This is a genomic window from Dyella amyloliquefaciens, assembly GCF_004296575.1.
In the GTDB taxonomy this organism is placed as follows: Bacteria; Pseudomonadota; Gammaproteobacteria; order Xanthomonadales; family Rhodanobacteraceae; genus Dyella; species Dyella amyloliquefaciens.
In genome coordinates, this window is the sequence record NZ_SAYT01000007.1 from 547916 (window position 1) to 560391 (window position 12476).

The window sequence follows — 12476 nt, forward strand, 5'->3', positions numbered from 1 at the left end:
GCCGATGGAACTGTCTACCTCCATTTTGCTGACCATCGCCCTGGCGCCGCTCGTCGGCTGCCTGCTGGCGGGCTTCCTCGGTCGCATCATCGGCCGAGCCGGCTCGCACACCGCGACCATCCTCGGCGTGGCGATCGCCTGCGGCCTGTCGTTCTACGTGCTGTACCAGCTCACCGCGGGCGGTGCCCCGGTCTACAACCAGAACATCTACACCTGGTTCGAGATCGGCAAGTACAACGCCCACGTGGGCTTCCTGGTCGATCGCCTCACCGCCATGATGATGGTGGTGGTCACCTTCGTGTCGCTGCTGGTGCACATCTACACCATCGGCTACATGCATGAGGACCCGGGTTACCAGCGCTTCTTCAGCTACATCTCGCTGTTCACCTTCTCGATGTTGATGCTCGTGATGAGCAACAACTTCATGCAGCTGTTCTTCGGCTGGGAAGCAGTGGGCCTGGTGTCGTACCTGCTGATCGGCTTCTGGTACAAGCGCCCGACGGCGATCTTCGCCAACCTCAAGGCGTTCCTGGTCAACCGCGTCGGCGACTTCGGCTTCCTGCTGGGCATCGCGGGCGTGCTGTACTTCCTGGGCACGCTGGATTACGCCACGGCCTTCACGGCGGCGCCGACCCTGGTGGGCAAGACCCTGCAGATCACGCAGAACACCCACTGGGATGCCGCCACGGTGATCTGCATCCTGCTGTTCATCGGTGCCATGGGCAAGTCGGCCCAGGTGCCGCTGCACGTGTGGCTGCCGGACTCGATGGAAGGCCCGACCCCGATCTCGGCACTGATCCACGCCGCGACGATGGTGACCGCCGGCATCTTCATGGTCGCCCGCATGTCGCCGATCTTCGAGCTGTCGGAGCAGGCGCTGAGCTTCGTGATGATCATCGGCGCCACCGGCGCGCTGTTCACCGGTCTGATCGGCATCGTGCAGAACGACATCAAGCGCGTCGTCGCGTACTCCACGCTGTCGCAGCTGGGCTACATGACGGTGGCGCTGGGCGTGTCTGCTTACTCCGGCGCCGTGTTCCATCTGATGACCCACGCCTTCTTCAAGGCGCTGCTGTTCCTGGGCGCGGGCTCGGTGATCATCGCCATGCACCATGAGCAGGACATGCGCTACATGGGCGGCCTGCGCAAGTACATGCCGATCACCTGGATCACCATGTGGATCGGTTCGCTGGCGCTGTGCGGCGTGCCGTTCTTCGCGGGCTTCTATTCGAAGGACGCGATCATCGAAGCCGTGGGCGAGTCGCATCGCTGGGGCTCGGGCTACGCCTACTTCTGCGTGATGGCCGGTGCCTTCGTGACCGCGCTGTACACGTTCCGCCAGATGTACCTGACGTTCCACGGCAAGGAACGCTTCACGGTGGTCCACGACCATGGCCACGGCCATCACGTGGAGCACAAGGACGATCACGGCCATCACGAGCCGGGCATCATGCACGAGACCCCGCACGAGACGCCGTGGGTGGTCACGCTGCCGCTGGTGCTGCTGGCGATTCCGTCGGTGCTGGTGGGCTTCTTCGCGATCCAGCCGATGCTGTTCGGCGACTGGTTCGGCAGTGCTATCCATATCAACGAGGCGAACAACGTCCTCGGCGAGATCGGCAAGGAATTCCACGGTGCGGCATCGATGGCGCTGCATGGCTTCACCCAGCTGCCGTTCTGGCTGGTGGCCGCGGCGTTCGCCATCCAGACCTACATCTACCTGTTCAACCCGTCGGTTGCCGATCGCATCAAGACTGCGCTCAAGCCGATCTACAACATGCTGAACCACAAGTACTGGTTCGACGCCGTGTACTTCATCGTGTTCGCACGCGGTGGCATGGCGTTGGGTCGCGCCCTGTGGAAGGGCGGTGATGCCGCCGTGATCGACGGCGTGCTGGTCAATGGTTCGGCGGGTCTGGTGGATCGCATTGCCGGTGGCGTGCGCCGCCTGCAGTCCGGTTACCTCTATCACTACGCCTTCGCGATGATTCTCGGCCTTATCCTGCTGCTTGGCGGGTATTGGCTGGTCGAGCAATAAGGGAACCTGCTCCATGTTCAATCATTTGCTCAGCCTGCTGATCTGGCTCCCCATCGTGGGTGCCATCCCCGTGCTGCTCGCCGGCTCCAGCCGTCCGAATGCCGCGCGCTGGATCTCGCTGCTGGTGGCCATTGCCACCTTCGCGGTCAGCCTCTACCTGCTGCCGCAGTACAACTCGGCCGATGCCGCCAAGCAGATGGTGGAAGACCACCTCTGGATCGCCGGCCTCAACGTGCATTACGCACTGGCCGTCGACGGCATCTCCATCGCCCTGATCCTGCTGACCACCTTCGTGGGCATCCTGGTCATCGTGGGCGCCTGGGAGGTCATCCAGGTCAACCCGCACCAGTACATGGCTGCCATGCTGGTGCTCGAGGGCCTGATGATCGGCGTGTTCTGCGCCACCGACGCGTTGCTGTTCTACGTGTTCTTCGAGGCCATGCTGATCCCGATGTTCATCCTCATCGGTGTCTGGGGTGGTCCGCGTCGCGTGTACGCCACGCTGAAGTTCTTCATCTACACGTTCTTCGGCTCCATCTTCATGCTGGTGGGCCTGATCTACCTGTACCTGAAGGCGGGCTCGTTCGACCTGGCCCAGCTGGCCGCGCTGCCGCTGAGCATGAAGGAGCAGACCTGGCTGTTCTTCGCCTTCCTCATCGCCTTCGCGGTGAAGGTGCCGATGGTCCCGGTGCACACCTGGTTGCCGGATGCCCACGTGGAGGCGCCGACCGGCGGTTCGGTGGTGCTGGCCGCGGTGATGCTGAAGATCGGTGGCTACGGTTTCCTGCGCTTCTCGCTGCCGATCGTGCCGGATGCGTCCGAAGCGTATGCATGGGTGGTGATCGGCCTGAGCCTGATCGCGGTGGTCTACATCGGCTACATCGCGCTGGTGCAGGAGGACATGAAGAAGCTGGTGGCGTATTCGTCCGTGGCGCACATGGGCTTCGTCACCCTGGGCATCTTCATCGCCTTCATGCTGGTGCGTGGCGCCGACAACCTCGACGCCGCCAAGCTGGGCATGCAGGGCGCGATGGTGCAGATGATTTCGCACGGCTTCGTGTCGGGCGCGATGTTCTCGTGCATCGGCGTGCTGTATGACCGCCTGCACACCCGCCAGATCAAGGACTACGGCGGCGTCATCAACGTGATGCCGTGGTTCGGCTTCTTCTACGTGTTGTTCGCCATGGCCAACAGCGGCCTGCCGGGTACCAGCGGTTTCGTGGGCGAGTTCCAGGTGATCCTGGCCAGCTTCCAGGCCAACGCGTGGATCGCGTTCTTCGCCGCCTTCACCCTGATCATTGGCGCCGCCTACACGCTGTACATGGTCAAGCGCGTGCTGTGGGGCGACATCACCAATCCGCACGTGGCCGAGATGAAGGACATCAACGGTCGCGAGCTGTTCGTGCTGGGCGCGTTCGCCGCCGCCGTGCTGGTCCTGGGCGTGTGGCCGCATCCGCTGGTGCAGCTGATGGATACCTCGGTCACGCAGCTGGTCACGCAGCTTGGCAACCACAAGATCTAAGCAGGACTGATCATGCCGAATCTCAATGACATTCTGATCCTGTTGCCAGAGCTGTACCTGGTGGCGGCCGCGTGCTTGCTGCTGCTGCTGGACGCCTTCATGAAGGCCGAACAGCGCCCGCTGCTGCACTGGCTCTCCATCGCCGTGCTGCTGGTGGCCATCTACCTCGTGGTGGGCGGCCAGCCGAGCCAGCCGGTGACCGCCTTCGGCGGCATGTTCGTGCGCGATGGCGTGTCCGAAGTCCTCAAGGTCTTCGCGCTGCTGTGCACGGCCCTGGTGTTCGTCTACGCCAAGCCCTACCTGACGGATCGCAAGCTGTTCGTCGGCGAGTACTACACGCTGTCGATCTTCGCGGTCATCGGCATCATGCTGCTGGTTTCGGCCGGCAACCTGCTGACCGTGTACCTGGGCCTGGAGCAGCTGACGCTGTCGTCCTACGCGCTGGTCGCGCTGAACCGCGATTCGCGCCTGTCCTCGGAAGCGGCCATCAAGTACTTCGTGCTGGGTGCGTTGGCCTCGGGCATGCTGCTGTACGGCATGTCGATGGTGTACGGCGCCACCGGTACGCTGGACCTGGCCCGCCTGCACCTGGCCGCCGGCCACACGGGCATGCCGCACCTGCTGGTGTTCGGCCTGATCTTCATGATCGTGGGTATTGCCTTCAAGCTGGGCGCGGCGCCGTTCCACATGTGGATTCCGGACGTTTACCAGGGCTCCCCGACGGCCGTCACCATCTTCATCGGCTCCGCCCCGAAGCTGGCGGCGTTCGGCATGGCCTACCGCCTGCTGGAGTCCGGCCTGGGTGACCTGTCACAGCACTGGCAGCTGATGCTGGCCTGCCTGGCCGTGCTGTCGCTGGCGATCGGCAACATCGTGGCCATCGTGCAGACCAACCTGAAGCGCCTGCTCGCGTACTCGACGATCTCGCACATGGGTTACCTGCTGCTGGGCCTGGTCAACGCCGGTCCCGAGGGTTATGCCGCTGCGCTGTTCTACGCGATCAGCTACGCGCTGATGGGCACCGCGGCCTTTGGCATCATCCTGGCGCTGGCCCGTGCGGGTTTCGAGTGCGAAGAGATCGACGATCTCAAGGGCCTCAACCAGCGTTCGCCGTGGGCTGCGTTCCTGATGATGCTGGTGATGTTCTCGCTGGCCGGCGTGCCGCCGCTGTTTGGCTTCTTTGCCAAGCTGCTGGTGCTGCAGGCCGCCATCCATGCCGGGTTCCTGTGGCTGGCCATTGTGGGCGCCGTGTTCGCCATCATCGGCCTCTACTACTACCTGCGCGTGGTGAAGGTGATGTACTTCGACAAGCCGGTGGAAGGCACCGAGATCCGCCTGCAGGGCGATGCTTCGGTCCGCCTGGTGTTGTCGTTGAACGTGCTGGCGCTGTTGGTGCTGGGCTTCGCCTGGGGCCCGCTGTTTGGCTGGTGCCAGCGCGTATTCGTGGGTTGATGTGCATCGTGGCGGATTCGTCCGTCACGATGGTTTTTGCTGAAGAACTGAAATTATTTCGCGAAATAGGCTTGCAAGAATTCGGCCATCTCGCTAATATTTCCGGACTCTGATGCGGGGTGGAGCAGTCTGGCAGCTCGTCGGGCTCATAACCCGAAGGTCGCAGGTTCGAATCCTGCCCCCGCTACCAGATCTTTCTTAGAACAAGAAAGCCTCCTCGTGAGGCTTTTTTGTTGGGCGCAAGGAAGCGTCGCACATATGTCACATGCCGCTTCGATGCTGGCTGTGCGGTGCCCCGGAAGAGTCTGGATGGGTCGGGACATCGGCGAGAACGCTCTTGTGAAAGAGCAGGGAATGGGCCGCTTGAGCCCATTTTTTGTTTCTGGCGACGGTAACGGTGGACGAGATCATGGATACGCAGGCATTGGCGCAACGCTTCACCGAGGTTCTGGCCGATTTGGGGCTGGAATGCATCGGCGTGGAGTTCTCCCCGTCGCAGGGGCAGAGTACCCTGCGTGTCTACATCGACGCCGAAGGGCGCGAAGTGACGGTGGACGATTGCGAAGCGGGCAGCCGCGAGCTGTCGGCGATGTTGGATGTGGAAGACCCGATTCCCGGCCATTACGTCCTGGAAGTGTCCTCCCCCGGCATTGACCGCCCGCTCTTCACTGCGGCGCAGTTTGCCAAGGTGGCCGGGAAGGAAGTGAAGATTCTGCTGAAGGCGCCGCTGGAAGGCCGGCGTCGTCTTCGCGGCAAGGTAACGGCGGTGGAAGGCGAACATATTTCGCTGGAAGCCGAAGGCAAGACCTTCGAGTTTGACCATGACGCGGTGGAAAGCGCGCGCGTGGTGCCTGACTGGGTGGCGCTCGGTTATGCGCCCCAGCCCAAGCCCGGCAAGGGTCCGGCCAAGAAGTCGTCAAAGAACTAAACCATTCGAAACCGATCGGACGCCTGTGGTGTCTACGGAGTTGCTGCAATGAGCAAAGAACTTTTGCTGGTGGTTGACGCGGTTGCCAATGAAAAGGGCGTATCGCGTGAAGTGATTTTCCAGGCCATGGAAGCGGCGCTCGCGTCCGCGGCCAAGAAGCGCTATCCGGACGAGGATCCGGATATCCGCGTGAGCATCGATCGTCACACCGGCGACTACGAGACTTTCCGTCGCTGGGAAGTCATCGCCGACGACGGTGAGATGGAATCCCCGTACCACCAGGTGCGCCTGATGGACGCCGTCGACGAGCGCGAAGACGCGCAGGTCGGCGAGTACGTCGAACAGCAGATCGAGAACGCCGAGTTCGGCCGCATCGCGGCGCAGGCCGCCAAGCAGGTGATCGTGCAGCGCGTTCGCGAAGCCGAGCGCCAGCAGGTGGTCGACGCGTTCCAGGAGCGCGTGGGCGAGCTGGTCACCGGCATCGTCAAGCGCGTCGAGCGCGGCAACGTCTATCTGGACCTGGGCGGCAACGCCGAAGCCTTCATCCCGCGCGACAAGACGATTCCGCGTGAGTCGGCCCGCGTCGGCGACCGCGTCCGCGGTTACCTGTACGAAGTGCGTTCCGAAGCCCGTGGCCCGCAGCTGTTCGTGTCGCGTGCCGCGCCGGAGTTCATGATCGAGCTGTTCAAGCTCGAAGTGCCGGAAGTCGGCCAGGGCCTGGTCGAGATCAAGGGCTGCGCCCGCGATCCGGGCGATCGCGCCAAGATCGCCGTGGTGGCCCACGACACGCGCACCGATCCCATCGGCGCCTGCATTGGCATGCGCGGTTCGCGCGTGCAGGCCGTGTCCAACGAGCTCAACGGCGAGCGCGTCGACATCATCCTGTGGCATGAAAACCAGGCCCAGTACGTCATCAACGCGATGGCGCCGGCGGAAGTGCAGTCCATCATCATGGACGAGGAAAAGCACTCCATGGACATCGCCGTGGCTGAGGACAAGCTGTCCCAGGCCATCGGTCGCGGTGGCCAGAACGTGCGCCTCGCCAGCAAGCTCACCGGCTGGCAGCTCAACGTGATGACGCAGGACCAGGTCGCCGCCAAGAGCGAGGCCGAGCAGGAATCCGCCCGCCAGCTGTTCATGGACAAGCTGGAAGTGGACCAGGAGATCGCCAACATCCTCGTGCAGGAAGGCTTCTCCAGCGTCGAGGAAATTGCCTACGTGCCCAGCGCCGAGCTGCTGGCGGTCGAAGGCTTCGACGAGGACATCGTCGAAGAACTGCGCGCCCGCGCCCGCGACGCGCTGCTGACCGAGGCACTGGCGGTAGAGGAGAGCATCGACGAGCACCAGCCGTCGGAAGAGCTCCTGCAGCTGCCGGGCATGGACGAAGCCACGGCGTACGCGCTGGCGGCTCGTGAAGTAGTGACGGTGGACGATCTGGGTGACCTCGCGGTCGACGACCTGATCGACATCGATGGCATGAACGAAGATCGCGCTGCGGCGCTGATCATGGCTGCACGCGCGCCGATGATCGAGCGTCTGGAGAAGGGTGGCTAACCGCGCGCGGTAGCGTCCTGGATGGGCGCGCCGAGGAAGGCTGAAACGCCTTCCACCAGGGATGGGGGTGGCCGTGCGGAACTGACTGCATGGCCTAGCGCGGGAACGGCGGAGAAAGAACACGATGTCGGACGTAACGATCAAACAACTCGCCAAGGTACTTGGCATGCCGGTGGACAAGCTGCTCGGACAGCTGGCCGAGGCCGGTATGAAATTCTCCGATCCGGAGCAGATCATCAGCAGCACCGAGAAGGTGAAGCTGCTCGGCTTCCTGCGCCGAACCCACGGCAAGAGCGAACTCAACGCCGCCGAGGCGGAGGACAGCTCGCCTCGCCAGATCACGCTCAAGCGCCGCAAGGTGAGTGAGCTGAAGGTGGCCACGCCTGGCGCCCGCGGCGCCGCTGGCGCCAAGACGGTGAACGTCGAGGTCCGCGCCAAGCGTACCTACGTCAAGCGCAGCGTCATCGCCGAGGAAGCCGGCAGCGACGTCGAGCGTGAAGACGCCGTGCGCAAGCTGCAGGAATCGCAGCAGCAGCGCGATCACGAGGAAACCGAGCGCCTGGAAGCGGATCGCCGCCGCCAGGAAGAAGCGCATCAGCGTGAAGCCGAAGCACAGCGCCAGCGCGAAGCCGAGGAAGAGCAGCGCCGTCAGCAGCAGGCCGCCGAGGCCGAAGCCGCCGCGCGTGCGCACGAGCAGGCACAGCGTACCGCTGCTCCGGAAGCCGCTGCTCCCGAGCCGGTGGAAGCGCCGGTCGAAGCATCCGAGAAGCCCGCGGCTGCGGCTGCGGCTGCGGCTGCGGCCGCCGAGCCGGTGGTGCAGCGCATTGACCACAGTTCGCTCGGCATGATCGTGCCGACCATTCACGAGCCGCGTCGTCGCGAGAAGAAGGTCGTCATTACGCCGGCCCCCGCGGCATCGAAGACTGCCCCGGCGGCGAAGCCCGCCCCGGGCGCAGCGCCGGCTGCCAACCGGCCAGGTCAGCCTGCTGCGGGTGCTGCCGCGCCTGCCGCTGGCGCGGCTGGCGACAGCCGCAACAAGGCTCGCCATGGTCGCGACCGTGACGACACGCCGGGTGGCAAGCGTTTTGCCGCGGGCGAACTGCATCTGAGCGATGCCGATCGCGCGCGCCGTTCCAACAACAAGCGTGGCAAGCCTGGCAAGGGTCCGCATCGCGATGCACCGCGTGGTGGCTCGCCGGCCTCCAGCGGTCCGCATGGTTTCACCCGTCCGACCGCCGCCGTGGTGCGTGAGGTCGTGATCGGTGACAACAACGTCGTTGCCGATCTTGCGAACAAGATGGCGGTGAAGGGTTCGGAAGTGGTCAAGGCCCTCTTCAAGATGGGCGTGATGGCCACCATCAACCAGACCATCGATCACGACACCGCGGTGCTGGTGGTCGAAGAGCTGGGTCACACTCCGGTGGCGGTGAGCGAGAACAACGCCGAGGCTGCGCTGGCTGCCCACACGCAGAACGCGGAGCTGGAAGGCGAGAAGAAGCCGCGTCCGCCGGTGGTCACCATCATGGGCCACGTCGACCACGGCAAGACCTCGACGCTCGACTACATCCGCCGCACCAAGGTGGCCTCGGGTGAAGCCGGCGGCATCACCCAGCACATCGGTGCGTACCACGTGGAAACGCCCAAGGGCGTCATCACGTTCCTGGATACCCCGGGCCACGCGGCGTTCACGTCGATGCGTGCCCGCGGCGCCCAGTCCACCGATATCGTGGTGCTGGTGGTCGCGGCCGACGACGGCGTGATGCCGCAGACGGCGGAAGCCGTGCAGCATGCGCGCGCCGCCAAGGTGCCGCTCATCGTTGCGCTCAACAAGATGGACAAGTCCGACGCCAATCCGGACCACGTCAAGCAGGGCCTCGGCAATCTGGAAGTGATTCCGGAAGAGTGGGGTGGTGACACGCCGTTCATCCCGATCTCGGCCAAGACCGGCATGGGCATCGACGACCTGCTCGACGCGATCCTGGTGCAGGCCGAAGTGATGGAGCTGACCGCCGTCGAAGACGGCCCGGCATCCGGTGTGGTGATCGAATCGAGCCTGGATCGCGGTCGCGGCCCGGTGGCGACGGTGCTGGTGCAGCAGGGCACGCTCAAGCGCGGCGACTTCGTCGTCTGCGGTATCGAGTATGGCCGCATGCGTGCGCTGATCGACGAGAGTGGCAAGACCGTGCAGGAAGCCGGTCCGTCCATTCCTGTGCAGGTGCTGGGTCTGTCCGGCGTGCCGGAATCGGGTGACGACTTCGTGGTCGTCGCTGACGAGCGCCTTGCCCGTGAAGTGGCCGCGGAGCGTCAGCTCAAGCGCCGCGAGACGCGCATGGTCAGCAAGGCCAACCGCCTTGAAGACATCATGGCCCAGATGGGTCAGGGCCAGCAGCAGACGCTCAACATCCTGGTCAAGGCCGACGTGCAGGGTTCGGTGCAGGCGCTGCGTGAGTCGCTCAGCCAGATCGGCAACGAAAACGTGAAGGTCAACGTGATTGCAGCCGGCGTCGGCGGCATTACCGAGTCCGACGCGACGCTCGCCGCCGCTTCCAAGGCGCTGGTGATCGGCTTCAACGTCCGTGCTGACGCCTCGGCACGCAAGGTGATCGATACCTCGGGCCTCGACGTCCGTTACTTCTCGATCATCTACGACGTGATCGACCAGGTGAAGCAGGCTGCGTCCGGTCTGCTGGGCAAGGAAGTGCGCGAAGAGATCATCGGCATCGCCCAGGTGCGCGAAGTCTTCCGCAGCTCCAAGTTCGGCGCGGTGGCCGGTTGCATGGTCACCGAAGGCACGGTCAAGCGCAGCAAGCCGATCCGCGTGCTCCGCGACAACACCGTGGTCTTCCAGGGCGAACTGGAATCGCTGCGTCGCTTCAAGGACCTCGTCGACGAAGTGCGTAACGGTATGGAATGCGGTATCGCCGTGAAGCAGTACAACGACGTCAAGGTCGGCGACCAGATCGAGTGCTTCGAGCGTATCGAGGTTGCCCGCACGCTGTAACAAGGGACGGGGAGCGAGTAGCGAGGGCGCGAAAACTCCACGTCTGGCAAGTTCTCGAAGCCCGGGCAGCTTTGTCCGGGCTTCGTTTTTCTACGTAAACTGCGACATTGGCGCCCTCGCCATGTGTCTCTCGTCCCCGTGACGACGAAGGAGTTACCCATGCCCTCACGCGACTTCAAACGTACCGACCGCGTCGGCGCCGAGCTGCGCCGCGAAATTGGCCTGCTGGTCCATGCTGCCGTGCGCGATCACGGGTTGCCGTCGGTGAGCGTGTCCGATGTGGAGGTCACCCGCGATCTGGACTGGGCCACCGTCTGGGTCACCGCGCTGCAGCCGGAACGCTCCCTGGAGGCCGTCAAGGCGCTCAAGGAGCTGGCCGTCGAGTTCCGCCGCGAGCTGTCGCGCAGCATGCGACTGCGCCGGGTGCCGGAGCTGCGCTTCAAGTACGACGACTCGGTCGACAAGGGCGAGCGCATCGAAACGCTGCTGCGCCAGGACAGCGAGCGTAACCCGGCGCCGTCCACGGACGCTGCCGAGGACGCTGCCGAGGACTGAGGCGTGTCTATCGTAACGGGGTGGCCCGTGTCGCTCGGGCAGGGCGGCGGGGCCGCATGACCTCATGAGCAAGAAGAAAAGCCACATCCGTTTTCGCGACCTGCACGGCATCGTCCTGCTGGACAAGCCCTTGGGCTTGAGTTCGAACGAAGCCCTGCAGGTGGTTCGCAAAGGTATTTTTCGCGCGGAGAAGGGCGGCCATACCGGCGCGCTCGACCCGCTGGCCACCGGCCTGCTGCCTCTGTGCTTCGGCGAGGCCACCAAGCTCGCCGGCATGCTGCTGGGTTCCCGCAAGGCCTATCTGGCCGAGTGCAAGCTCGGCGCCACCACCAGCACCGCCGATCTCGAAGGCGAGGTGGTCCAGGTTCGGCCGGTGCCTGAACTTGCCGAAGCGGCCATCGAGGCCGCCCTGGCCAAGCTGCGCGGGCGCATTACCCAGGTGCCACCCGTGTATTCGGCCATCAAGCTCGACGGCGAGCCGCTCTACGTCAAGGCACGGCGCGGCGAGGCTGTGGACGTGCCCTCGCGTGAGGTGGACGTCTATCGGCTGGAGCTGGTCAGTCGCTCGGAGGACAGTCTCACCCTGTACGTCGAATGCGGTTCGGGCACTTACGTGCGCAGCCTGGCAGTCGACTTGGGAGAGGACCTGGGTTGCGGGGCCCACCTGACGGCGCTCCGTCGCCTCTGGGTGGACCCGTTCAGGGAGCCCGCCATGGTCACGGTCGAGCAGCTGCAGGCGGCGGCCGGGCAGGGTGATGACGCCTTGCTGGCGTTGCTGCTGCCGGTGTCGGCAGGCCTGGAGGGGCTGCCCGAGTTGAGGCTGGATGCCGAGCGCACCCTGGCTGTCTCACAGGGGCAGCAGATTCCGGTCGATCCGGCGCTGTCGGGGCAGCACGCGGTGTTCGGCGAGGATGGCCGCTTGCTGATCCTGGGCGACGCCGTGGACGGAAAACTGCGCATTGTGCGGGGCTTCAACCTGCCGCCGACCGGGCAGAATGCCGAATGTCCATGACGGTCTTGTTGTCATTGGGCTCCGCTCGCTACAATACGGAGCTTGTTTCAGTATTTTCATTCATCTAGGCGAAGCTTGCGCAACGTCATCACGTGACGTTGCGCAAGCTTCGCACCCGTTTTTTTAGGAAGAGCTAATCATGTCCCTTACCGCAGAACAGACCGGCAAGATCATCGCTGACTTCGGCCGCGTGCCGAACGACACGGGTTCGCCGGAAGTGCAGGTCGCCCTGCTGTCGGCCCGCATCGACCACCTCACCGATCACTTCAAGGCTCACAAGCAGGATCACCATTCCCGCCGCGGCCTGCTGAAGCTGGTCAACCAGCGCAAGCGCCTGCTGAGCTACCTGAAGGATCGTGACCTGGCTCGTTACCAGGGCCTCATCGAGCGCCTCGGCCTCCGTCGCTAATCCTC

Annotated in this window: 9 protein-coding genes and 1 tRNA gene; all 10 read left to right on the forward strand. The window is 64.3% G+C overall.

Annotated features, from left to right (window positions below):
* Positions 1 to 4 precede the first annotated feature (4 nt).
* The 10 genes from nuoL (at position 5) to rpsO (ending at position 12471) form a co-directional block, all read left to right on the forward strand.
* Entirely contained in the window at positions 5 to 2038 is a 2034-nt protein-coding gene (gene nuoL / locus EPB08_RS18405) for an NADH-quinone oxidoreductase subunit L (protein ID WP_130620541.1), read from the forward strand.
* 13 nt (positions 2039 to 2051) lie between these two features.
* A complete protein-coding gene (locus EPB08_RS18410; RefSeq protein ID WP_130620542.1) occupies positions 2052 to 3560 on the forward strand; it encodes an NADH-quinone oxidoreductase subunit M in 1509 nt (502 codons plus the stop codon).
* A gap of 12 nt (positions 3561 to 3572) precedes the next feature.
* Complete coding sequence (gene nuoN, locus EPB08_RS18415; protein WP_130620543.1) at positions 3573 to 5012, forward strand: NADH-quinone oxidoreductase subunit NuoN; 1440 nt, start codon at positions 3573 to 3575, stop codon at positions 5010 to 5012.
* A 113-nt stretch (positions 5013 to 5125) separates the two neighbouring features.
* A tRNA-Met gene (locus tag EPB08_RS18420) sits at positions 5126 to 5202 on the forward strand.
* A gap of 219 nt (positions 5203 to 5421) precedes the next feature.
* Positions 5422 to 5940: a ribosome maturation factor RimP gene (locus EPB08_RS18425; protein WP_130620544.1), complete on the forward strand. Its 519-nt coding sequence runs from the start codon at positions 5422 to 5424 to the stop codon at positions 5938 to 5940.
* Positions 5941 to 5988: 48 nt separating this feature from the next.
* Positions 5989 to 7494 carry a transcription termination factor NusA gene (nusA, locus tag EPB08_RS18430; RefSeq protein ID WP_130620545.1) on the forward strand — a complete coding sequence of 502 codons (1506 nt, stop codon included), beginning with the start codon at positions 5989 to 5991 and terminating at the stop codon, positions 7492 to 7494.
* A 124-nt stretch (positions 7495 to 7618) separates the two neighbouring features.
* On the forward strand, positions 7619 to 10495 hold the full coding sequence (gene infB, locus EPB08_RS18435) for a translation initiation factor IF-2 (RefSeq protein ID WP_130620546.1): 2877 nt from the start codon (positions 7619 to 7621) through the stop codon (positions 10493 to 10495).
* Between the two features lie 159 nt (positions 10496 to 10654).
* Positions 10655 to 11050: a 30S ribosome-binding factor RbfA gene (rbfA, locus tag EPB08_RS18440; protein WP_130620547.1), complete on the forward strand. Its 396-nt coding sequence runs from the start codon at positions 10655 to 10657 to the stop codon at positions 11048 to 11050.
* Positions 11051 to 11114: 64 nt separating this feature from the next.
* Entirely contained in the window at positions 11115 to 12062 is a 948-nt protein-coding gene (gene truB / locus EPB08_RS18445) for a tRNA pseudouridine(55) synthase TruB (protein WP_130620548.1), read from the forward strand.
* A gap of 139 nt (positions 12063 to 12201) precedes the next feature.
* Positions 12202 to 12471 (forward strand): 30S ribosomal protein S15, encoded by a 270-nt coding sequence (rpsO, locus tag EPB08_RS18450; RefSeq protein ID WP_130620549.1) that lies wholly within the window; start codon positions 12202 to 12204, stop codon positions 12469 to 12471.
* Positions 12472 to 12476 lie beyond the last annotated feature (5 nt).

What these genes read in the sequence shown, in the direction of transcription:
- nuoL (WP_130620541.1), top strand. Translation starts at nt 5, where the DNA reads ATGGAACTGTCTACCTCCATTTTGCTGACCATCGCCCTGGCGCCGCTC.
- EPB08_RS18410 (WP_130620542.1), top strand. Translation starts at nt 2,052, where the DNA reads ATGTTCAATCATTTGCTCAGCCTGCTGATCTGGCTCCCCATCGTGGGT.
- nuoN (WP_130620543.1), top strand. Translation starts at nt 3,573, where the DNA reads ATGCCGAATCTCAATGACATTCTGATCCTGTTGCCAGAGCTGTACCTG.
- EPB08_RS18425 (WP_130620544.1), top strand. Translation starts at nt 5,422, where the DNA reads ATGGATACGCAGGCATTGGCGCAACGCTTCACCGAGGTTCTGGCCGAT.
- nusA (WP_130620545.1), top strand. Translation starts at nt 5,989, where the DNA reads ATGAGCAAAGAACTTTTGCTGGTGGTTGACGCGGTTGCCAATGAAAAG.
- infB (WP_130620546.1), top strand. Translation starts at nt 7,619, where the DNA reads ATGTCGGACGTAACGATCAAACAACTCGCCAAGGTACTTGGCATGCCG.
- rbfA (WP_130620547.1), top strand. Translation starts at nt 10,655, where the DNA reads ATGCCCTCACGCGACTTCAAACGTACCGACCGCGTCGGCGCCGAGCTG.
- truB (WP_130620548.1), top strand. Translation starts at nt 11,115, where the DNA reads ATGAGCAAGAAGAAAAGCCACATCCGTTTTCGCGACCTGCACGGCATC.
- rpsO (WP_130620549.1), top strand. Translation starts at nt 12,202, where the DNA reads ATGTCCCTTACCGCAGAACAGACCGGCAAGATCATCGCTGACTTCGGC.